At 71.7% G+C, this 21,458-nt stretch carries 20 protein-coding genes; 8 read left to right on the plus strand and 12 right to left on the minus strand.

The window, feature by feature from the left end; all coding sequences use genetic code 11:
- The first annotated feature begins 14 nt into the window (after positions 1 to 14).
- Positions 15 to 404 (plus strand): DUF5368 family protein, encoded by a 390-nt coding sequence (locus ACK4UM_RS07460; RefSeq protein ID WP_409797373.1) that lies wholly within the window; start codon positions 15 to 17, stop codon positions 402 to 404.
- Here ACK4UM_RS07460 and ACK4UM_RS07465 read toward each other — a convergent pair.
- From ACK4UM_RS07465 to ACK4UM_RS07485, 5 genes are all read right to left on the minus strand, one after another.
- Positions 379 to 1,056, minus strand: a complete 678-nt coding sequence (locus ACK4UM_RS07465) for a peptidase C15 (protein ID WP_409797375.1) — start codon at positions 1,054 to 1,056, stop codon at positions 379 to 381. The genes ACK4UM_RS07460 and ACK4UM_RS07465 overlap by 26 nt on opposite strands.
- Positions 1,056 to 1,580: a metallophosphoesterase family protein gene (locus ACK4UM_RS07470; protein WP_409797377.1), complete on the minus strand. Its 525-nt coding sequence runs from the start codon at positions 1,578 to 1,580 to the stop codon at positions 1,056 to 1,058. Before ACK4UM_RS07470 ends, ACK4UM_RS07465 begins: the two co-directional genes overlap by 1 nt.
- Before the next feature lie 7 nt (positions 1,581 to 1,587).
- Positions 1,588 to 2,286, minus strand: coding sequence for a fumarylacetoacetate hydrolase family protein (locus tag ACK4UM_RS07475; protein WP_409797379.1), 699 nt, complete (start codon positions 2,284 to 2,286; stop codon positions 1,588 to 1,590).
- Between the two features lie 81 nt (positions 2,287 to 2,367).
- Entirely contained in the window at positions 2,368 to 3,249 is an 882-nt protein-coding gene (locus ACK4UM_RS07480) for a DMT family transporter (RefSeq protein ID WP_409797381.1), read from the minus strand.
- Positions 3,250 to 3,355: 106 nt separating this feature from the next.
- Positions 3,356 to 4,240, minus strand: coding sequence for a DMT family transporter (locus tag ACK4UM_RS07485; RefSeq protein ID WP_409797382.1), 885 nt, complete (start codon positions 4,238 to 4,240; stop codon positions 3,356 to 3,358).
- 157 nt (positions 4,241 to 4,397) lie between these two features.
- Here ACK4UM_RS07485 and ACK4UM_RS07490 point away from each other — a divergent pair, with 157 nt between their 5' ends.
- Positions 4,398 to 5,516 (plus strand): hypothetical protein, encoded by a 1,119-nt coding sequence (locus ACK4UM_RS07490; RefSeq protein WP_409797384.1) that lies wholly within the window; start codon positions 4,398 to 4,400, stop codon positions 5,514 to 5,516.
- Position 5,517: 1 nt separating this feature from the next.
- On the opposite strand, the gene ACK4UM_RS07495 is transcribed toward ACK4UM_RS07490, so the two are convergent.
- Positions 5,518 to 6,384, minus strand: a complete 867-nt coding sequence (locus tag ACK4UM_RS07495; protein WP_409797386.1) for an AraC family transcriptional regulator — start codon at positions 6,382 to 6,384, stop codon at positions 5,518 to 5,520.
- A 69-nt stretch (positions 6,385 to 6,453) separates the two neighbouring features.
- Between ACK4UM_RS07495 and ACK4UM_RS07500 the strand changes: the two genes are divergently transcribed.
- Both ACK4UM_RS07500 and ACK4UM_RS07505 read left to right on the plus strand, forming a co-directional pair.
- Positions 6,454 to 7,845 carry a hypothetical protein gene (locus tag ACK4UM_RS07500; RefSeq protein ID WP_409797388.1) on the plus strand — a complete coding sequence of 464 codons (1,392 nt, stop codon included), beginning with the start codon at positions 6,454 to 6,456 and terminating at the stop codon, positions 7,843 to 7,845.
- A gap of 99 nt (positions 7,846 to 7,944) precedes the next feature.
- Positions 7,945 to 8,874, plus strand: a complete 930-nt coding sequence (locus ACK4UM_RS07505; RefSeq protein WP_409797390.1) for a DMT family transporter — start codon at positions 7,945 to 7,947, stop codon at positions 8,872 to 8,874.
- Positions 8,875 to 8,877: 3 nt separating this feature from the next.
- Here ACK4UM_RS07505 and ung read toward each other — a convergent pair whose 3' ends face one another.
- The gene (ung, locus tag ACK4UM_RS07510) at positions 8,878 to 9,597 is read right to left on the minus strand and encodes a uracil-DNA glycosylase (RefSeq protein ID WP_409797392.1); all 720 of its coding nucleotides are present in this window, start codon (positions 9,595 to 9,597) and stop codon (positions 8,878 to 8,880) included.
- A gap of 218 nt (positions 9,598 to 9,815) precedes the next feature.
- Here ung and hemH point away from each other — a divergent pair, with 218 nt between their 5' ends.
- The 4 genes from hemH (at position 9,816) to ribB (ending at position 13,969) form a co-directional block, all read left to right on the plus strand.
- The gene (gene hemH, locus ACK4UM_RS07515; RefSeq protein ID WP_409797394.1) at positions 9,816 to 10,913 is read left to right on the plus strand and encodes a ferrochelatase; all 1,098 of its coding nucleotides are present in this window, start codon (positions 9,816 to 9,818) and stop codon (positions 10,911 to 10,913) included.
- A gap of 19 nt (positions 10,914 to 10,932) precedes the next feature.
- Positions 10,933 to 11,625 (plus strand): aspartate/glutamate racemase family protein, encoded by a 693-nt coding sequence (locus tag ACK4UM_RS07520; RefSeq protein WP_409797396.1) that lies wholly within the window; start codon positions 10,933 to 10,935, stop codon positions 11,623 to 11,625.
- A 92-nt stretch (positions 11,626 to 11,717) separates the two neighbouring features.
- Positions 11,718 to 12,842: a chorismate synthase gene (gene aroC / locus ACK4UM_RS07525; protein WP_409797398.1), complete on the plus strand. Its 1,125-nt coding sequence runs from the start codon at positions 11,718 to 11,720 to the stop codon at positions 12,840 to 12,842.
- Between the two features lie 44 nt (positions 12,843 to 12,886).
- Positions 12,887 to 13,969 (plus strand): 3,4-dihydroxy-2-butanone-4-phosphate synthase, encoded by a 1,083-nt coding sequence (ribB, locus tag ACK4UM_RS07530; protein WP_409797400.1) that lies wholly within the window; start codon positions 12,887 to 12,889, stop codon positions 13,967 to 13,969.
- Positions 13,970 to 13,976: 7 nt separating this feature from the next.
- Here ribB and ACK4UM_RS07535 read toward each other — a convergent pair whose 3' ends face one another.
- Genes ACK4UM_RS07535 through pelG form a run of 5 tightly spaced genes read right to left on the minus strand, consistent with a single transcriptional unit; the run spans position 13,977 to position 21,457 of the window.
- Positions 13,977 to 15,431 carry a hypothetical protein gene (locus ACK4UM_RS07535; RefSeq protein ID WP_409797402.1) on the minus strand — a complete coding sequence of 485 codons (1,455 nt, stop codon included), beginning with the start codon at positions 15,429 to 15,431 and terminating at the stop codon, positions 13,977 to 13,979.
- Positions 15,428 to 17,680 (minus strand): polysaccharide deacetylase family protein, encoded by a 2,253-nt coding sequence (locus ACK4UM_RS07540; protein ID WP_409797404.1) that lies wholly within the window; start codon positions 17,678 to 17,680, stop codon positions 15,428 to 15,430. Before ACK4UM_RS07540 ends, ACK4UM_RS07535 begins: the two co-directional genes overlap by 4 nt.
- The gene (locus ACK4UM_RS07545; protein WP_409797406.1) at positions 17,677 to 18,687 is read right to left on the minus strand and encodes an endo alpha-1,4 polygalactosaminidase; all 1,011 of its coding nucleotides are present in this window, start codon (positions 18,685 to 18,687) and stop codon (positions 17,677 to 17,679) included. The genes ACK4UM_RS07540 and ACK4UM_RS07545 overlap by 4 nt, the downstream gene beginning before the upstream one ends.
- Complete coding sequence (locus ACK4UM_RS07550) at positions 18,684 to 20,063, minus strand: hypothetical protein (RefSeq protein WP_409797408.1); 1,380 nt, start codon at positions 20,061 to 20,063, stop codon at positions 18,684 to 18,686. Before ACK4UM_RS07550 ends, ACK4UM_RS07545 begins: the two co-directional genes overlap by 4 nt.
- A complete protein-coding gene (gene pelG / locus ACK4UM_RS07555; RefSeq protein WP_409797410.1) occupies positions 20,060 to 21,457 on the minus strand; it encodes an exopolysaccharide Pel transporter PelG in 1,398 nt (465 codons plus the stop codon). Before pelG ends, ACK4UM_RS07550 begins: the two co-directional genes overlap by 4 nt.
- Position 21,458: the final 1 nt, after the last annotated feature.

Here is a 21,458-nt window from a genome sequence, read left to right on the forward strand (position 1 = left end):
GGAGGAGAACGACCATGAAGGACTTCGCACCCCACATCCTGTTCGGCATCGCGCAGGAGGTGTTCGGCCTGTGGCTCTATGTCGGCATTCTCGCCGGCGTCGGGCTTCTCGCGCTCTATCTGTATCTCGTCCTGCAGCGCGCGTCGTTCGGAGGGCTGCCGCGGCGGCTCGCGCTCGTCGTCGGTTTAATCGGCGCGGGCGTCGCGGTGGTGCTCGCGCCGGTGACGACGCAGGCGACCTTCGCCCATTTCACGGCGTGGATCGACTGGGTCGCGCTCGCCCTCGTCGCGCTCGGCGGCTTCGTCGTGGGCTTCCTCGCGAGCCTGCCCTTCCTCGTGGCGCTCGTCGGCGAGCGCCGCCATGCCCGCCGCGCTGCGATCACGCGGCGGACGGCGACCTCCTGAGACGGTCGCGCGAGGGCTTTCGCGCGGCCGCTGCCAAAGCGAGCGCCGCCGCGCGCAGGACGCGCAGGGTCTCGCGCGCGTCCGGTCGCGTCCGGCCCGCGGGTCCGCCGAGCCATGGCGTCGGCAGTCCGCGCGGCATCGGCACGTGCACGAATACGAGCGCGGCCGGGCCGCCCTCCAATGCGAGCGCGGCATAGGAAGCCGCGTTGCACAGGTAGCGGCCCGCGTCCCGCGAAGACGCCACGCTCGCGCGGCGCGGCGCCGCCGCCCGCATGGCGGCGAGGAGCGGCGCGATCGGCATGCGGGCGCGCAGCGCGAAGGGCGCGCCCGGTCGATAGGAGAGGCTCTCCGGCAGCCGCCCCGACGCATCCGGCAGGCGCCGCGTCACCCGGTTCACGGCCCGAATCTCCGGCGTGATCCGATGGCGGCGCGCGGCGACCCCCAGCATCAGCACCGCGTCCCAGGGCTCGCGCGCGAGAGCGGGCAGGAGGATTTGGTCCACCGCGCCGTAGGTCGTCGGCAGGACGAGCGCGCGCGCCTCGATCCCGAGCCGTCGCCAGCGCGGATCGGCCGCGAGCGCGCGGGCATAAGCCTCCGTCGGGTTGCGGGGCACGCGGGGGAAGGGGCCGAAGCCGGTGATCAGGAGGCGCATCAGGCTGTCCTTCTCGGGGCGCGTCGCCGCCGGCGCTGCGCGCGGATCTCGTCGAGCGTGACGGGGCGGAAATCGTGCACGTCGACCCCGACGTCGTATTGGCGGGTGATCGGCGCGAGGCGTCCGTGGCTGTGGCCGTGGAGATCGATCGCCCCGCGCCCGCTGTCGCGCCAGGTCCGGAACGGGTAATGGCACAGCACGAGACGCGTGCCCTCGTGCACGAGCTCGGCATAGGGCGCGACGCTCGCCCAGCCCGACGCGCGGGCGACGCTCTCGGGGTCGTTGTTGCCGACGATCAGGTGCTTCTCGCCCGGCAGCTGCGCCAGGATCTCGGCGGCGCGGCCCTCCGGCGCGTCGCGGGCGAAGTCGCCGAGATGCCAGACGACGTCCCCCGCGCCGACGCGCTCCCGCCACGCGGCGATCAGGGCGGCGTCGTGGGCGGGGAGATCGGGGAAGGGGCGGCGGTCGATCCGCAGCACCCGCGGATCGGAGAAATGCGTGTCGGCCGTGAAGAAGACCGTCATGCCCGCGTCAGACGACGGTGAGCCGGATCTCACCGAGCGTCGCGACCCGCGCGGTCATCGTCTCGCCGCGCGCGACCGCGCCGACGCCCTCGGGCGTGCCGGTAAAGATCACGTCTCCGGGAAAGAGCTCGAAATAGCGGGAGAGATAGGCGATCTGCTCGGGCACGGACCAGATCATCTCCGACAGATCCGCCTTCTGACGCACGCTGCCGTCGATCTCGAGCGCGATCTCGCCCCGTTCCGGATGCCCCACCTGCGAGACCGGGTGGATCGGCCCGACGGGCCCCGAGAAATCGCCGCCCTTGGCGAGCGTCCAGGGCCGGCGCATGGCCTTCGCCTCGTCCTGGAGGTCGCGGCGCGTCATGTCGAGGCCGACCCCGTAGCCGAAGACGAGCGAGAGCGCCTCCTCGACCGCGACGTCGCGGCCCCCATGCGCGAGCGCGACCACCATCTCGACCTCGTGGTGATAGCTCTGCGTCATCGGCGGATAGGGATGCTCGGCGAGGATTCCCGCCGGCACCGGCTGGAGGGCGTCGGCGGGCTTCGTGAAGAAGAAGGGCGGCTCGCGGGTCGGGTCGCCGCCCATCTCGCGCGCATGGGCGGCGTAGTTGCGCCCGACGCAATAGACCCGGCGCACCGGAAAGAAGGCGGTCGAGCCGGCGACGGGCATGGCCGGGCGCTCTGGGGCGGGGAACACGAAGGTCATGGGCGTCTCTTCTCCCGTTTGCGGCCCTTTTCTAGCAAGCGTCGCGCGCAGGCGATATCCCGCAGCGGCGCGAAGCCCCGTTCAGCGGCGCGACACGACGAGCGCCGCCGCGACGATGAGCCCAGCCCCCGCGATCGTCGCGACCCCCGGCACCTCGGCGAACAGGACGAAGCCGAGCACGCTCGCCCAGACGAGCGAGGTGTAGTCGAGCGGCGCGAGCCGCGCGGCCTCCGCCGCCCGGAAGGCGCGCGCGAGCATCAGGTGCCCCGAGACGCCGAGCACGCCGATCAGCGCGAACAGCCACGTGTCGGACAGAGCGAGCGGCGTCCAGACGAAGGCGGCGGGCCCGGCGAGGACGAGGGCGGGAAACACGTTCTGGAAGGCGACGATGGCGACGATGCCGTCCCGGCGCGCGCGGGCGCGCAACAGCACCATCGCGAGCGCGTAGGTGACCGCCGAGGTCAGCGCGGCAACGATTCCGAGGAGGTTGCGCGCGCCCGCCTCGAGTCCGATCCCGCCGAAGACGATCACCAGCATGCCCGAGAAGCCGATCGCGAGCGCCGCGAGAACGCGCCGGTCGAGCCGCTCGCCGAGGAACAGCGCGGCGAACAAGGCCATGAAGATCGGCGCGAGAAAGGAGAGCGCGACGGTGTCGGCGAGCGGCAGAACGGAGAGCGCGTAGAAGAAGCACACGGCGGTCGCCACGACGAGGAGCGCGCGCACGAAATTGATCCGCACCGTCTCCCGGCTCGGCACCGGCGGGCGCACGACGGCGAGGATCGCGAGGATCGCGAGGGAGCCGAAGGCGAAGCGCAGGAAGGCGATCTCGAGCACCGGATAGCGCGCCGACAGGAGCTTGATCAGCGCGTCCATCACGCACAGGAAGCCGATCCCGATCACGGCATCGCGCGCCGCCCGCGGCAGCGAGGCCGGCGCGGCGTCGAGGGCGGTGGGGGAGGTCATCGCGGGCGGCTCCTGTGGGGGGAGGCGGTGATGCCACGAAAGGAGGGGCGGGGAAAGGGCGGGCACCCCGTCCGCTCTGGAATCGGCGGTGGCGTCGCGTCTCCCGCTATTTCTCGCGGCGCCCCATGAGGAGGGCGATGGCGATCATGCCGGCGCCGATCAACATCGGCGCCGTTGGCACCTCGTGCAACCAAAAATAAGCCCCGGCAACGCCGAAGACCGGGATCAGCGTCAGCCAGAGTCCGGCCGCGCCCGCCGACAGCGTCCGCAGTCCGATCAAGTAGAGCCAGAAGGCGAGGGCGTACTGGACGATCCCGGACAAAGCGGCATAGGCGACGAGCGGTAGGGTCAGCGCCGAGAAGCCCTCCTGCTCGAGGCCGGTCGCCGTGACCGCTGCGAAGACGACGAGCGCGAAGGCGAGGCCCACGCTCTGCTGGCCCGCGGCCAAGGTGGCCGCCGGCCATTGCGATGCGATCCGCGCGGACAAAACGACGTAGCAGGCGGCGAACAGGGTCGCGAGCATGATCAAGGCATCGCCGAGGAGGTCTGCCGGCTGCGTCTCGAACGACCCGCTGGAGACGAGCAGGACACCGACCGTCGCGACCATGAGACAGGCGATCAGCCTGAGGCTCGGGCGCTCCCGGAAGAGGAGAAAGGCGACGACGGGTATCAGGATCGGCTCCGTCGCGCCGATGATCGACGCGCTGGCGGCCGTCGTCATCGCCAGCCCAACGAGCCCGACGCTGTAGGTGAGCCCCGGCTCGAGAAAGCCGATCGAGGAAGCGCGGGCATAACCGGGGCCCAAGCGGCCCACGCCCTCGCGTCGGGCGAGAGCCAGCAGAAACAGGACGCTCGCCGTGAGCTGAAGGACGAGGAGGGTCGTCGGCTGCATATGGTTCAGGAGATCGCGCGACATCACCGTCGCGAGCCCCCAACACGCCGCCGACCCGACCATGGCGAGAACAGCGGTCATCGACCCGCGGTCGGACACGAGGCTACGGCTCATGAGACATCCCGTTCGGCAGCGAGCCATCGGCTCGAGAAACCGCTATCTAAGACACTTTCTTATGAGTGTATACAATTCAGGACTATTGACATGGTCGATTGTATATGCAACCTCGGCGGGAAACAATCTCGGAGGCGTATCGATGCTGCTGACCACGAGGTTTGCTCCCCCACCGTCATTTGCCGAGTTGATCGAGGCCTGCCCGCGTCGACCGGCCGGCGCCGGATTCAGTCCCGATATCGATGTCTGCCACGACGTCGTCCTCGATCCCGAGCGGCCGGTGCAGGAGCGGTACGAAGCGCTGCTCGCCTGGTTGTCGCGCAACCAGCCGTGCCTGTTCGGACGGTTCGCGGCGCGCGGGCTTCGCGGCCTCGACATCGACGTGGCCTGGCTCGACGATACCGATATCGCGCTCGGCGACGAGCATCTCAGATTCAAGATCCAATCACTCCGACGGGCGTGGAAGAGAGAGGCATCCCAGGGGCGCGCTCACGGCTTCCTGGTGATGCTGAACTCGGTCAAGCTGGCTCATGCCCTACCGGGTGCCGCTCTCGTGGACATCTGTCGGCGCTTCGCCGACCTGTATTTCGTCGAGTTCGCACCGGTGGACGTCGATGTGATCTATACCGAGGCCGTGCCGCTGCGGCGCAACCGTCTCTCCCTCTTCAGGGGTGGCGCGAATCTGTTCTATACAGGTGCACATGGCACCGCCAACCACGATCGGCGTGTGCCGGGTGGCATCCTCCTGTCGATCAACAGCGTCGGACACTGGGCGAACACGCAGGTGGCGAACGGGCAGGCGTCCGATCTGAGCGAAGCGGTGGACCGCGTCATGGATCTCGCTCTCCGCTCGATCGGCAATGGTGGTATCGGGATGTCCCCGGGAAGATCCTGTACTTGGCTCAATCGCGAATCGTGTCCAAGGCGATTGGCGCGACGCCGCCCCCTGACGGGCTTGCCGCGCTCGATCCCGGACGACCATTCGCAGACGTTCTACTCGGGGCTCTACCACACCGACGTTCTCGTTCCGGACGTGGTGACGCGCGACGTCGATTTCAGTCGGACCGACAACCTGTGGGAGCGGCTGGAATTCACTTACATTTCGGAGGAGCCTCTGGCGCCGGGGCATGAGAATTTCGGCCAGATGCATGGCCATTCGGCCGCCTACGAAGCTCTCTATGCGAATCCTTGGCTCCCCGTGCAGCCGGTGCGTTGGCCGGCGCCGGAGGACGGTTTGGACGGGCGCGCCTCGGCAGCCTGACTCACGCGTCGCGGACGACCCCCACGACCCGCACCCACACCCCCGGTGTCATCCCGAACGCCGCCGCGAAATGGCGCGTCAGGTGGCTCTGGTCGGCGAAGCCGGCGGCCAGCGCGGCTTCGGCGAGCGGCGTCCCGGCGCAGATCGCGGCGCGGGCGCGGTCCAGGCGACGCATGACGAGATAGCGGTGCGGGCTCGTGCCGAGCCGGCGGCGGAATTGCCGCGCGAGCGTGTAGCGGTCGAGCCCGGTGAGGTCCTCGAGCGTCTGCGAGCGCACGCCCGTGACCGCATGCGCATCGAGGCAGGCGCGGGCCCGCTCGATCGCAGCCGACATGCCCGCTTCGCGGCGCGTCGTCCGCGCGGCCGACGGATCGAGCGCGAGGAGCGCGTCGGCGAGATCGGCGAGCGCGGCGTCCATCGCGAGCGGCTCGAGCGGCGCGTCGAGATCGGACAAGAGGGCACGGACTGCGCGCACGAGGCGCGGATCGCGGCTCACCGGATCGCGCAAGGCCGGCAGCGCGCAGGCGCGGGAGCCGAGCGCGTCGCGGATCAGGCGCGGGGCGACGTAGGCCATGCGGTAGGAGAAGGCCTCCGCCCCACCGCCCGAGCGCCCGTCGTGGCGCTCGTCCGGGTGGATCACGAGCGCGCCGCCGGCCCGGCTGTCCGCCCGCGCGCCGCGATAATCGAAGCTCTGCACGCCCGCGAGCGTGATCCCGATTGCATAGGTGTCGTGCCTGTGCGGATCGTAGGCCTGCCCCGAAAAGCCCGCCGCGATCCGCTCGACCCCCGGCCCGCCGCTCGCGACCCGGATCCAGGCGGGCGGCGCGACGCACGATCCTTCAAGACGAGGCGGCTGGAGTTCGGGCATGCAGGGTCGATAGGTTGGTCGATCTGTCGAGGTATTATAATGCAGCAGAGGGGCGATGCACCTCCTCCGATGGTGGTCTCCCGGCCCGAATCGCCTGGAGCGTCCTGTGACACCCGACGCGCCGAACTCTACGCCGCGTTCCTGTCGCGCCGTGACGGCGGCCCGATCGTCGAGGCTGCCGACGGCGACTGCGCGGACCTCTGCGAGCGGCTTCTCGCGCGCGGGCTCACCTTCCGAGAGAAGTCGGAGAACGGCGGCGAGACCCTCCGCTTCGTGCCCGGCATAGCGGTCGCTTCCGCATTCGCACGCGGAGAGGCTGCGTCGGCCTGGCCCTCGGCGCTCGCGAAGAAGCTCGGCAAGTCGGTACGCAGAACGCCTGGTGCGTTGTTCCGCTTCCCGTCGGAAGTGCCGGGCGGCGTCGCGATCGTCGTCTTCATCACGGACTGGTCGCCGTGTCCTGCCGCCTGCGCCGTCGCCGTGCATCCGGGTCACGAGGCTGCGGCAGGTGTCGCGGAGGGTTTCACGGGCTGTTTCGTGCGCCATCCGCTGACGGGCGACCTGCTGCCGGTCTTCGTCGCCGATTGGGTGAAGCCTTCCTTCGGAACCGGCGCCGTTCTCGTCAATCCGGCGCACGATCGCGTCGATCTCGCCTATGCGCGCAAGATCGGACTGCCCGTACGGTTCGCGCTTGCGCCCGAGGGGTACGAGGCGGAGCCCGAGCAATGGCTGATGCCTCCGGTCGTCAAGACCGGGCGAGCGTCGAGGACCGGCTCCTTCGACGGGCTGGACGTTGCTGCCGCCACGCGCGCCTATTACGAGACCTTGGAGCGGCGTGGGCTGGCGGAGCGGCACGAGGACGTGAGATTGCCTCCGACCGATCTGGCCAGCGCGGGTCCCGACGGGGCGCGCGTCTTCTCGGATGCGGTTCGCACGGCGGCCGCTCTTGCACGGGCTTCGGCTTCGGCGGCGTCGCCGCCCGTGCTCGTGGCGTCTGCTGCCTGCATGCGGGAGACGGCGCCGGCTCTCGCGCCTCTGCTCGCCGAACTCGAAATCGCAATTCGTGTCGTCGTCCTCGGTCCCGTCGAGGGCACGGCGCTCCTGACCGATGCTGCTGCGGAACAAGAAATCGTCGATCTTTCGCTCGCGGTCGCGGCCCGACCCTCCGAGCCGGCGGTGATTCGTCGCGACCATTTCGATCAGGCACGCCGCTTCCGCGAAAACCACGAACGGCTCGCAGCAGCGCTTCGAGCGTCCGGACCCGAGCGAGCCGACGCTCCAGCGGATCTACCACGTCCGATCTCCACCGCGATCATGTCCGGTGACGTCTCCGCGGGCTTCAAGGCGCTCTATGCGCTCCAGAAAGGGCTCGTCGGAGGGAGTGGGCTCGACGCGGCGGATGCGGCGGAACTCGCCGCCTATGAACGGGCCGCGAGCGTCCTCACGGGAGCGCAGTTGGGTTGAGGCCGCCGCCGACACGCCGTCGGCATGTACCCGAGAACGGGGCGGTCGCGGCGTGCGCCGTCGCCTTCGGCGCTGCCGACCGGCCAGGAGGGAGATCACATGGCATCGCAGAGCAGCGGCATCGGAGGTGTGGTGCGGCCGCAGGACGCGCTCACCTACCTCCACCTCTCCCTCGCGACCTTGTTCTGGGCGGGCGTGTTCGTCGCCGGCAAGATCGCGCTCGAAGTGGTCGATCCGATCTTCCTCGCGACCGCGCGCTTCGTGGTCGCGGCGCTCGCGGTGGGCGTCGTCGTCCTCTTCGCGCGGGGCTTCGCCGCCCGCACGCTCCGGGAGATCGCGACCTTCGCCTGGATCGGGTTCCTGGGGGTGTTCGCCTACAACATCGCCTTCACGATCGCGCTCGACTGGTCCTCGCCGCTGCACGGGCTCGTGATCATCGCCACCACGCCCGCCTGGACCGCGCTCCTCGCGGTGCCGCTCCTGGGCGCGCGGGTGACCCGCGCGCAGGTCGCGGGCTTCGCGCTCGCCTTCGCGGCGGTGCTTCTGATCGTGCTCGTCGAGGGGGAGGGGGAGGCGTCCGATTTCACCCGCGCGAGCCTCTCGGGCGATCTCCTCTTCGTCGCGGCCGCGATCGTCTGGGCGCTCTACACGATCGAGAGCCGCAAGGCGCTCGCGCGCACGAACGCCGCGACTTTGACCGGCTGGAGCCTCGTTCTCGGCGCGCTCATGCTGGTGCCGGTGGCGCTCGTCTTCTCGGACGTGCCCGTCATGGCCGCCGCGATGCGCCCGTTCGACTGGGCGGCGGTGCTTTACATGGGCGTCTTCGCGACGCTCGGCGCCTTCCTCCTCTGGTCGAAGGGGGTGGCGGCGATCGGGCCGGCGCGCGCGGCGGTGTTCCTCAACCTCGTGCCGATCTGGGGCGCGATCCTCACCGCGCTCGCCTTCCTCGCCGCTCCTCCGGTCCACGTCCTCGCCGCGATGGCGCTCGCGATCGCGGGGGTGGTGGCGGTGCAGAGGGGAGGGCGGTGAGGGTCACGCCCCCCAATCCACCGCCCCCACCCCCTTCTCCTCGAGCCACGCATTCGCCCGCGAAAAATGCCCGCAACCCTCGAAATCGCGGTGACGGTTAAGGGGGGAGGGGTGGCCGGTTTCGAGGACGAGGTGCTTTTGGCGGTCGACGAGGGCGGCGCGGGCGCGGGCCTTGGCGCCCCAGAGCATGAAGACCGCGTGCGGGCGCGCGGCCGAGATCGCGGCGACCGCGTCGTCGGCGAGCCGCTCCCAGCCGAGCCCGAGATGGGCGCCCGCGCGGCCGGCCTCGGCGGTCAGCGCCGTGTTCAGGAGGAGCACGCCCTCGCGCGCCCAGGCCGAGAGATCCCCGCCGGGAGGGGCGGCGAGGCCGCAATCGCGCGCGACCTCGGCGAGAATCGTCTTGAGCGAGGGCGGCAGGCGGCGGCTCCCGACATAGGAGAAGGCGAGCCCGTTGGCGTCGCCGGGCGTCGGATAGGGGTCTTGGCCGAGCACAACGACCTTCACGCGAGAAAGCGGGGTGAGCGCGAGCGCGGCGAAGATCCGCTCGGGGGGAGGTACGAGCACGGCGCCGGCGGCGATCCGCGCGTCGATCGCCGCTGCCACCCGCTCCGCGCCGCCGTCCCGGAAGAAGGGGAGGGCGGTCCAGCCGTCCGCGGAGTCGTTCGCGCGGAAGGCTGCGAGGGCCGCGCCGACGGGGCCGGACTGCGCGTGAGGGGCCGTCATGATGATCGATGGTTGCCGGAAGGGGAGGGGAGCGGGCGCGACATTAGCGCCCGCCCGTCGCTTTGTCTTGTTCATCGGGTGCATTCGCACGTAAATTCGGAGCGGATCGTTTGCTGTGCGCGCGCGTGGCCCTATGTAGGCTGCGCGCGAGGTCGCGCCCGGATCGCGCTCGGGCCTGTCCGTGCACTCCGTCTCGAGTTCCGTAGGACCGCTCATCGATGAACAAGATCGTGCCGCCCGCCTCCCTCGACGCCTCCGCGCGCGACAGCCGCGAGGCATCCTTCCGTTCCGTGAGGCTGCCGGGCGACCATCCTCCTGTGAAGGCGGGGCGGCTCGGCGTGCTCCTGATGAATCTGGGCACGCCGGAGGCGACCGATTACCGCTCGATGCGCGCCTATCTGAAGGAATTCCTCTCCGACCGGCGCGTGATCGAGACGCCGCGCTGGCTCTGGTGGCCGCTCCTCAACCTCGTCATCCTCCAGACGCGCCCCTCGAAGAAGGGCCGCGACTACGACACGATCTGGAACAAGGAGAAGAACGAGGGTCCGCTCAAGACGATCACCCGCTCGCAGGCCGAGCAGGCGTCCGAGCATTTGAAGGATATCGCCGGCGACCGCGTGGTGGTCGATTGGGCGATGCGCTACGGCAAGCCCGCGGTGAAGCCCGCGATCGAGAATCTGCTCGCGCAGGGCTGCGACCGCATCCTCCTCGTGCCGCTCTACCCGCAATATTCCGCCGCCACCTCGGCCACCGCCTGCGACAAGGCCTTCGAGGCGCTGATGCAGATGCGCTGGCAGCCGAGCGTGCGCGTCGCCCCGCCCTATCACGACGACCCGGTCTATATCGACGCGCTCGCGCGCTCGATGCGCAAGTCCCTCGCCGCGCTCGATTTCGAGCCGGAGATGATTCTGGCCTCCTTCCACGGCGTGCCGCGCAAGTACCTCCTCCAGGGCGACCCCTATCATTGCCATTGCGCCAAGACCTCGCGCCTCCTGCGCGAGACGCTGGGCTGGCCGGAGGATCGCTGGAAGCTCACCTTCCAGTCGCGCTTCGGCCCCGACGAGTGGCTGCAGCCCTATACCGACGAGACGGTGAAGGCGATGGCCGAGAAGGGCGTCAAGCGCCTCGCCATCGTCGCGCCCGGCTTCTCGGCGGATTGCCTCGAGACGCTGGAGGAGCTCGACGGCGAGAATCGCGAGATCTTCGAGCACAATGGCGGCGAGCAATTCGCCTATCTGCCCTGCCTCAACGATTCGGAAGAGGGCATGGCGGTGATCAACCACATCGTCGCGCGCGAGCTGCAGGGCTGGCTCTGAGCCGGCGAGGGTCGCGGCGATGCGCACGCTGGGCCTGATCGGCGGAATGAGCTGGGAGAGCACGGCGGTCTATTACCGCCTGCTCAACGAGGGCGTGAAGGAACGCCTCGGCGGTCTCCACTCCGCATCGTTGCTCCTCGCGAGCTGCGACTTCGCCCCCGTCGCCGCGATGCAGGCCGCGGGAGATTGGGACCGGCTCTCGGCGGCGCTCTGCGCGGACGCGCGCCGGCTCGAGCGGGCGGGCGCCGAGGCGATCGTTCTGTGCACCAACACGATGCACAAGCTCGCCCCCGACCTCGAAGCCGCCGTCGCGATCCCGGTCCTGCACATCGTCGACGCGACCGGGGACGCGCTCGCACGCGCCGGCGCACGCCGCCCGGTCCTCCTCGCGACGCGCTTCACCATGGAGGAGACCTTCTGGCGCGCGCGGCTCGAGGCGCGCACCGGGATCGCGGCGCTCGTCCCCGACGCGGCCGGGCGCGCGCTGGTGCACCGTGTGATCTACGAGGAGCTGTGCCGCGGCATCGTCACCGACGCCTCCCGCGCCGCCGTGCTCGCAATCGTGGACGCGCTCGCCGCGGAGGGCGCGGATGCGGTGATCCTCGGCTGCACCGAGATCGGCCTCCTGATCGGCGCCGACGACACCGCGCTTTCGGTCTTCGACACGACGGCCATTCACGCGCAAGCGGCGTTGGATTTCGCGCTCGGCTGAGGGGCGCCGACGCCACCCCCTCGCGCCACCCCTTCCCTGCGCCCGCGCCTTCCCCTAAAACGCTGGCGACGAAGCGAGCCACGGCGGCATCCATGTCCCACAACACGTTCGGCCATCTCTTCCGCGTGACGACCTTCGGCGAGAGCCACGGGCCGGCGCTCGGCTGCGTGGTCGACGGCTGCCCGCCCGGCATCCCGCTGACGGCGGACGAGATCCAGGCCGAGCTCGATCGGCGCCGGCCGGGCCAATCGCGCTTCACGACGCAGCGGCGCGAGCCGGACGCGGTGAAGATCCTCTCGGGCGTCTTCCAGGACGAGCGGATGGAGAGCCCGGTGACGACGGGCACGCCGATCGCGCTCCTGATCGAGAACGTCGACCAGCGCTCGAAGGACTATTCCGACATCCGCGACAAGTACCGGCCCGGCCACGCGGATTTCACCTACGACGTCAAATACGGCGTGCGCGATTATCGCGGCGGCGGGCGCTCGTCGGCGCGCGAGACGGCGGCGCGGGTGGCGGCGGGCGCGATCGCGCGCAAGATCGTGCCCGGCCTGCGCGTGCGCGGCGCCCTCGTCCAGATGGGCCCCCACGCGATCGACCGCTCGCGCTGGGATTGGGACGAGGTCCACCGCAACCCGTTCTTCTGCCCGGACGCGCAGGCCGCCGCCTTCTTCGCCGATTACCTCGACGGCATCCGCAAATCCGGCTCCTCGATCGGCGCCGTGATCGAGATCGTGGCGGAGGGCGTGCCGGCGGGGCTCGGCGCGCCGATCTACGCCAAGCTCGATTCGGAGCTCGCCTCGGCGCTGATGTCGATCAACGCGGTCAAGGGGGTCGAGATCGGCGAGGGCTTCGCCGCCGCCGCGCTGACCGGCGAGGAGAATGCCGACGAGATGCGCCCGGGCAACGACGGCGCGCCCGTCTTCGCCTCGAACAAGGCCGGCGGCGTGCTCGGCGGCATCTCGACGGGCCAGCCGGTCGTCGCGCGCTTCGCGGTGAAGCCCACCTCCTCGATCCTCAGCCCGCGCGCGACCGTCACCCGCGACAATGCGGAAGCCGACATCCTGACGAAGGGCCGCCACGACCCGTGCGTCGGCATCCGCGCGGTGCCGGTCGGGGAGGCGATGGTCGCGTGCGTCCTCGCCGATCAGTTCTTGCGCCATCGCGGGCAGGTCGGCGGCCTGCGGCCCTGGCCCGCCGGGCCCGACATCGCGTAAGAAGACGCCGCCGCGGGATCGATCACGAAGCGAAGCGAGACAAGATGCCCCAATCCGTCACAGACGCCATCGAAGCCTTCGCCCGCGGCGAGATCGTCATCGTCACCGACGACGACGACCGCGAGAACGAGGGCGACCTCATCGTCGCCGCCTCGCTGTGCACGCCCGAGAAGATGGCCTTCATCATCCGCAATACCTGCGGCATCGTCTGCGCGCCGATCACGGCGGCGGAGGCCAAGCGCCTGCGGCTCGATCCGATGGTCGCGGCGAACGACGCGCCGCTCGGCACGGCGTTCACGGTGTCGGTCGACGTGCGCCACGGGCTCACCACCGGCATCTCGGCCGAGCAGCGCTGCAACACGGTGCGCGCGCTCGCCAACGGCAATATGGGCGCGGACGATTTCGTGCGGCCCGGCCACGTCTTCCCGCTCGTCGCGAAGGAGGGCGGCGTCCTGATGCGCTCGGGGCACACGGAGGCGGCGGTCGATCTGTGCAGGCTCGCGGGGCTGCCTCAGGTGGGCGTCATCTGCGAGCTCGCCAACGACGACGGCACCGTGATGAAGGGCGACCAGATCGTCGCCTTCGCCGAGAAGCACGCCTTGAAGCGCGTATCGGTCGCCGACATCATCGCCTATCGCCAGGCGCGCGAGACGCTGGTCGAGCGGCTCGGCACCTTTCCCGTGAAGACGCGCCACGGCGAGATGACGGGCTACGCCTACGCGACGCCCTTCGACGCGGTCCACCATTTCGCGCTCGTGCACGGGCGCATCGGCGATGGCCGCTCGATCCTCACGCGCCTCCACCGTGCGAACGTCGTCACCGACGTCTTCCAGGCGTCCGGCGCGATCGACCGCGCGCTGGAGCGCTTCGCGGCGGAGGGGAGGGGGGTGCTCGTCTATCTGCGCGAGGGCACCTCGGGCGTGCCGCTGACCTCCTTCTCCGAGGACACGACGGGCGCCGAGGCCGAGCGCACGCGGGTCTGGCGCGAGGTCGGGCTCGGGGCGCAGATCCTGCGCGATCTCGGGATCGTCTCGATCCGCAACCTCTCGAGCAACACCTCGCGCTCCTATGTCGGCCTCGCCGGCTTCGGCATCGCCCTCGAGGAGACGCTGCCGCTCGACGGGTGAGCGGCGCTCATCCGCCGCGTCGGGCGGCTTCGGCGAGGCGCGCGGGCTCCTCGGCGTCGCGCCGCACGCGCGCCCAGACCTCGACGAGCACGTCGCGCCGCCCCGCCGCCTGCGCGAGCCCGACCATCGGGCGGACGAGGTCCGGGTGGAGCCGCTCGCTCCGGAACTGCGCGAGCGCGATCGCGAGGCGTTCGGCGTCGGAGAGCGACTCGCTCGCGAGCCCCCACCAGGCGAGCGCGCGGCGGCGGCTCATCGCGGCGGTGTCGGCGCTCTCCAGGAAGTGGCGCGCGGCGCGCCGGTTGCCCTCTCGGTGGAAGATGCCGGCCATCAGGAGCGGATTGTCCGCCATCGCCTCCTGGTCGAGGAGGTGGCGCACGGGCGCGATGCCCGCATAGCCCAGGCGATCGTAGAGCGCGCCCGCGAGCGCCCCGAGCTCGGCGCGCCCGCCCTCCTCGCGCAGGACGGCGCCGAAGCGGGCGAACACCGTCGCGGCGAGGCCGTGATCGAGGGCGACGCCGACGACCGCATCGAGATGGCGCTCCCGCTCGGCCGGAGCGAGGCCCTCGCCCAGCCCGAGCCAGCTCACCACCGCGCGGCGCAGGAGATCGTCGCGTCCCTCGCGGGCGAGCGTGAAGGCGAGCGCGCCGAGACGGCGCCAGGCGCGGGCGTCGCCGGCGACGGGCACCAGAGCGAGGATCTCGTCGGCGGAGGCGCCCGCGCGCACGAGCCGGGTGGCGAAATGGTCCGTATCCCAGGTCTGCGCCTCCGGCTCCGCGATCCAGCCCCCCGCGCGCGCCGCCGCCTCGCCGAAGCGTCCGGTCGCGAGGAGCGCGGCGAAGAAGGCGGTGCGGATCTCGCGATCGGCCGGCGCGGCGCCGTGGGCGCGCGCCAGCGCGGCCGCCGCGGGGTCCCGCTCGCCCTTGGCGGCGAGGAGGCGCCCGAGCCGCAGCTCGTCCTGCGCCGCGAGGCCGCCGCGCTCGGGCGGGCCGAGACGGGTGCGCGCGAGGAGCACCCGCAGCTCGTCCTCGGCCCGGCCTTCGAGGCGATGCAGGCGCGTCAGCCGATCGAGCTCGTCGCGCTCGGGCGCGATCGTCGCGAGCCGCTCGAGCGCGGCGACGAGCGCGTCCGGCCGGTTGCGCGCGCGGAAGAAATCGGCGGCGACCCGGTGGGCGGCGACGTCGTCGGGGCGCCGCGCGAGATAGGCGACGAGCGCGACGTCGGCGGCGTCCGGGTCGCCGAAGCGGGCGTTGAGCGCGAAGGCCTCGTAGAGGATCTCCGGCCGGCTCGCGAGGTGGGGCGGGAGCGCGGCGAGGCGGTCGAGCGCCTCCTCGTAGCGCCCGTCGCGCACCAGCATCGCGAGCCGCTCCGGCTCGCCGGGCACCGCGAGGAAGCCCGCGAGGAGGCCGGCCGAGCAGAACAGGGCGGCCGAGAGGAGCGCGGGGCGGATCGCGGTGCGGATCACGGCTCGGGGCCCTCCGGAACGAGGGCGAGCCGCACCGGCTCGAGCCCGTCGAGCGGCATCGTGAAAGCGAGGCCGCCCGCCTCGTCGGCGGCGACGCGCGCGCGGAAGATCGCCGCGCCGTCCCGGCTCGCCTCGATCCGGTAGACGCCCTCGGGCACGCCCGCGAAGCGGAAGAAGCCCTCTCCGAAGCCGCGCGCGGTCAGTCGCACCCCGTCGGCGGCGCGCACCATGTCGCGCGCGAGCCAGCGCGATTCGGCGAGCTCCACGCTTCCCGGCCAGGCGTGCGGGCGCGCGTCCGCGCGTGCGACGATCGCGACGTCCGCCGCAGGCACCGCGGGGTCGAGCGCGACGTAGAGCGAGCCGGCATGGCGGTTCGTGCCGACGACGCCGAGACTGGCGTCGAGATCGACCGCGAGCGCCTCCGCGTCGTCGAAGCGCACGGTGTCGAGGCCGTCGCGGTCGAGGATGCGCCAGCGCCCGGGCGCGAGCCGCTCGATGCGGGTCGAGAAGAAGCCGTCGGCGATCGCCGCGTAGCGCGAGGCCTCGATGGGGGCGAGCGGCGCCGTCCGCGCCCAGTCGAGATGGCGCCGCACGGCCTCGAGCGAGACCCGCTTCTCGGCGGAATAGGTGTGGTAATAGACGTTCACGCCCTTCAGGCGCCGCGGCAGCTCGGTCCTGGCGATCGTCTCGGCGAGCTGGCCGAAGCCGTGGAAATGGCCCGTCCACAGGTCCGTGTAGGTGTTCTCGTTGCTCGCCACGGCGTAGATCTGCCGCTCGGCGCCGATCGTGCGGGCGAGGGGGGCGATGTAGCCGACGGAGGGGAATTGCGCGTCGAGGCGCCCGTCGCCGCCGTTCATGTTGCGCACGCCCGAAGCTCGCGTCGCCGCGACCGCCGCCTCGAAGGGGCGCGTGTCCCCGCTCCAGAGGTAGATCGCCGCCCGCTTGCCCTCGGGCGCCAGCGCGCTCGCGAGCGCGAGCGAGCCGTCGATCTCGATATCGAGGTCGAACGGGTCGCGCAGGCAGGCGCGCGGAAGGCTCGCGGAGCCGGCGGTCCAGAGGCCCGCGCCGTGGTCGTGCTCGGCGCGCCCGAGCCCGAGCGCCGTGCTCAGGCTCGCGAAGAAGCCGCGCAGCGAGCGCTCCTCCGCACGCGCCCGCGCCGCCTCGAGGACGGCGACCTCCTGCGCGCGCTCGTAATCCTCGAAGAAGGGCCAGAGGAAGGGATGGCTGTAGGTGTGGCTCGCGACCTCGACCTGCGGGAGCGCGAAGATCGCCCGCGCGATCTCCGCCGCTCCGGACCCGCCGCCGATCTCGGGATCGATGTCGCAGCCGACGAGCCCGACCGTGACGGGGAGATCGGGATAGGGCGCGATCAGCTCCTCGAGCATCACCCGCGCCGCGGAGCGCGGCGCGGCGCGGTCCTCCTCCAGCTCCGAGAGGTTGAGCCAGCCGTCGCCGTCCACATGGCTGAAATAAAGCCGCCGCCCGGAGACGGTGGTGGTGTCGGGTATGGGGAAGCGCTCGGCGCCCAGCGCGCGCTCGAGGAAGACGAAGGGGTCGACGATCCAGGCCATCCGGTCGAGGAAGGCGTCGTAATGGATCTCGAAGCCGGCGGCGACGTGCCCTCCGGCGGGGCCTGTCGCGACGAGGACGCTCTGCGGGCTGCCCTCGACGGCGGGCCCGCGCACGACGAGGGCGGCGCGGGTCTCGGGTCCGGTCGGGATCAGGACGGGGAAGGGAGGGAGCACGGGGTCGAGGTCGCGCTCGAAGCCGATCATCGCCGGATCGCGCGCCTCGATCGCCGAGCCTGCGGTCTCCTCGACGAACCCGGCGCCGAGGGCGACGCCCGCTCCGGCGAGCATGGCGTCGATCCGCGCGCGGTGCTCCGGCGTCGCGGGTATTCCCGGATAGCCGACGACGACATAGGGCATGCCCCGTGCGGCCGTCGCGACCGCCCAGTCGAGATAGCCGCCGGGATCGGCGACGTCGTCGGTGAACCAGGTCACCACCCCCGCAAAGCGCGTCGTCTCGGCAGGCGCCGGCAGCGGCCCGTTCACGTCGGCGTAGCGGACGACGAAGCCGAGATGGTTCAAGACCGCCTCAAGGCGCAGATGCACGACCGTGTCCCGCGGCTCGGCCTCGACGCGCGAATCGTAGAGCGCGAGCACCTCCCGCACGACCGGCTGCGCGAGCGCGGCCTGCGCGCAGAGCGCGACCGCGCAGACGAGGAGGATGCGCGCGATCGCCCTCACAGCGACCTCCCCGGATCGCGTGGACGATCGTCGCCGGGGAACACGTCGAGCTCGCGGCGGCCGACGAAGGGCAGGAAGCCGAGCGCGGCGAGGCGCTGGCGGGCGGACGCCACCTCCTGCGGATCGTCGAGATATTCCGTCGCCAGCATGCGGATGCCTGCCGCGCCGGCATGCTTGAGGCGCACCAGGCTCCAGGCCACGTCGGACACGTCGTTGGGAATGCCTTGGCCCGCGAGGCCGTAGAGGAGGCTCTCCTTGTTGTGGGCGTCGATCAGCGCGAGCCAATCCTCGCGCAGGAGGAGGTCCTCGGCGTTCTGCGGCAGGAGGAGGAAGCCGGGATCGTGGGCGCGCGCGCGCGCGGCCGTCTGCGCGACGAGCGCCACCATGTCGTCCATGCCCTGCGGGCGCTCGTCGCGCCAATCGAGATAGGCGTCGACGCGGTCGAGGAGCGCGCCGTCGTAGCCGATCGCGAGGATGCGTCCGAGGAGCGAATCCGGGCCGTCTAGAAGGAGGGAGCGCCAGCGGGGGTGCCAGTAGCGGACGTAGCGCGAACCGGGCCAGCTCGGGTTCTCGGCGCCGACCCAGTCGGGCGGGCTGCGCCGCCAACGGCGCGGCCAGTACCAGCGGTTCGTGTCGGTCTCGCCGAGCGGCAGGTAGGCGAGGACGAGACGCCGGCTGCCGTCCGGCTTCACCCGCATCGCCGCGAGCTCCGCGGGCTCGATCGCGCGCATCGACCAATCGTCGAGCATCGGCTCGACCACGACGAGGTCGAGGTCGCTCGCGGCGATCCGCTGCGGGTCGATCTCCTGGTATTGGCAACCCCAGAGCCGGGCGGCCGCGAGGAGCGCGCGTCCGCGCGCGCGCTCGGGCGCGACGCCGGTCGCGCTCGCGGCCTGCGCCCGGCGAGCGCCGAGCGCGGCGAAGGAGAGGCCCGCCGCGAGGAGGCCGCGCCGCGTCGGCGAGGCGGGCCGATCGGCCGCGAGGCGTCCTCCGGTCGTATCCCTCACATCGCCCTCCCGCGCGCCACCGCCTGCATCGGCTCGCGACCGCTGCCGCCGGTGCCGAGGACGTTGACGACGTCGCCGGGCTCGAGTTCGGTGAACTCGTCGGCGACGAAGGCGGAGGTGCCGCCGCCGGGCGCGCGGCGCGCGATCTCGATGCGCATCGCGCCCTGGTTCATGGCCGCGACGGGCGAGGTGCCGAGGATCGCGCCGGCGATCTCGGCGGCGGCGCGGGCGGCCTGCTCGACGGCCGCGAGTTCGTCGCTCACCTCCATGAGCTCGCGCTCGATCTGCGCGCGCGCGTCGAGCGCCACCCGCTCGCGGGCGATCTCCGCCTCCGCGAGCGCCCGCTCGGCGCGATGGATCTCGCCGAGCAGCCGGCTCTTCGACAGCTCGTGATCGCTGACCTCGCGCCGGGCCGCCGCGAGCACCTCGGTATTGCCGAAGCCGCGCGCCTGGACCTGCTCCAGCTCGGCGACGCGGGCGGTGCGCACGGCGATCTGCGCCTCGACGCGCTGGAGGCTGTCGCGCAGCACGGTCAGCTCGGAGCGGGCGGTGTCGAGCCTGGCGTCCTGCAGCGCGAGCTCGCCCGCCCGCGCCGCCGCGTTGCGATCGCCCATGCGCGCCTCCGCCTCGAGGAGCGCGCGTGCGTCGCGATTTCCGGCGAGCTGCTCGAGGCGCAGCGGCACGCTCGGTCGGGCGGCGCCGTCCTGCTCCGCCTCGAGCCGCGCGCGGCGTGCGAGGAGCCGCTTCATCCGCTCCTCCGCCGCCACCCGCCGCTCGTCCTCGCGACGCGCGTCGACGAGGTGCTGGGCGCCGGGCGGAACGCGCTCGACGCCGCCTCCGAGCGCGATCGCCTGCAACGCCACCATGCCCGGCGCGAAGGCGTAGGCACCTGGGCTGCGCACGGCGCCGACGACATAGACCGGCTGGCGCGCCACGATGCGCACGTGGACGCTCCCGCGACGGCCCGCCTTCTCGTGGAAGGCGCGCGCGATCGCCTCCTCGAGACCCGGCACGGAATGCCGATCGGTTTCGAAGCTGCCGAGCGTCGGGATCGAGATCGTCCCGCCGACGTCGATCTCGTAATCGCCCGTCAGGTCGATCCGCTGGTAGAAGGTCGTCAGCGCAGCCCCGCCGGACCCGTCCGAGCCGAGGTCGAGCTCCTCGAAGAAGCTCACCCGCAGCGTGTCGCCCACCGCGAAGGCGCGGGTGCCGGCGCTCGGCCTGCTCGACGCGTAGACCGCGGGCATCTCGGCGAGGGGCTCGACGAGGCCGGGAGCGAGGCGCGGCGCGATGTCCTCGGCGGTCGCGAGACCGATCGCGGGCACCAGGACGGCCGTCGCCGACAAGAACCGAACGAGCATGCGTGACGTGATCATCGTCCGCCTCCACGGGAAAGAGCTGCATCGAAGGTGAGGAACGTCAGCCGCGCGAGGGACCGGTCGAGGACCCACACCGCCGCCAGGGCGGAGAGGGCGCACGCCGCGAGATGGCCGAACCCGAGATAATCCGCGTCGCCCACCAGGGTGAGGCGCGTGAGCGAGATCTGCAGGACGAGGAAGAGCACCTGCAGCGCGAGGAAGGCGCCGTGGCGCTCGACGAAGACGAGGATCGTCCCGCAGGCGAAGAAGAGGAACTGGAACAGGCCCGCGATGAGCCCGAGGCGCAGGATTCCGACCTGCGAGAAATGCAGTCCCACGAACCCCACCAGCGCCGGCGCCAGGATCGCGGCGACCGCGCACAGGCAGGTCTGCATGGCGAGGATGCGCACGAGCGACGCGCGCACGTCGACTTCGAGCGCGAGCGCCCGCCGGTCGATCTCGTCGAGGCTGCCGTGCTCTCGAATGCTCGCGAGGAACGCCCTCAGCCGGTCGAGCAGCGTCGTCTCGACGGCGATGATGAACAGAGCGAGCGCGGGGACGATGGCGAGATAGGCGACGAACATCGCGCTGTCGTAGGCGGGTGCGTAGAAGATGCCGTTCTCGAGCCGTGCCCCCTCGTCGCTCGCCCACACGGTCCACTTGTCCGCCCAGAGCGCTGCGGTGCCGACGAGCCCCGCGAGCGCGAGGAGCCGGAAGCGCCGGGCGTCCCGTACGAGCGCGGCGAGCGGTCGCCTCCAGGTCGCGACGGGATGCGGGAAGGTCGCGAGCACCGTCGCCACGAGCCGCGCCGCGACGACGGCGATGCCGATGCCGTAGGCAGCGACCTGGGCCGGCGCAGGGAGCCCCGCCTGGACCGCGACCACCGTTCCGGCGACGGCGGCGACGAGGCCGAGCGCGAATCCGGCCGTGATCGCCTCGAAATCCCGCACCGCCCCGCAGAAGGCGAGCGTCGGCCAGACGATGCCCGTCAGTCCCGTCAGCGCGATCCCGACCGCGAGGCTCGTGCCGCTCATCCCCAGGAGCCCGCCCAGAACGACGATGGAGACGACGATGCAGGCGCCCGCGCAAGCGAGGATCGCCGCCGCAAAGCGCGACGCGACCGCCTCGAAGCGCCCCGTGAAGACGTCGTCCGCGACCTGGCGCGTCGCCACGTAGACGATCGGCGCGGTGGCGACGAGGGAGAGCATAAAGGAATAGACGACGAGGCCGCGGAAGGCGTAGGCCTGCGCGCGGTCGAGCTCGGGGGTCAGAAGCTGGATCGCGGCCATCGACAGGACGGTGGCAAGCCAGGGTCCGGCGGCGATCGCCGTCCCGTGGCCGATCGACACCGCCTTGCCCGAAAGGCCGTTCTGGTCGCGCAAGCGTCGCAGCTCGAAGCCGATGCCCGCCATG

Source organism: Salinarimonas sp. (genome assembly GCF_046292825.1).
Taxonomy (GTDB): Bacteria; Pseudomonadota; Alphaproteobacteria; order Rhizobiales; family Beijerinckiaceae; genus Salinarimonas.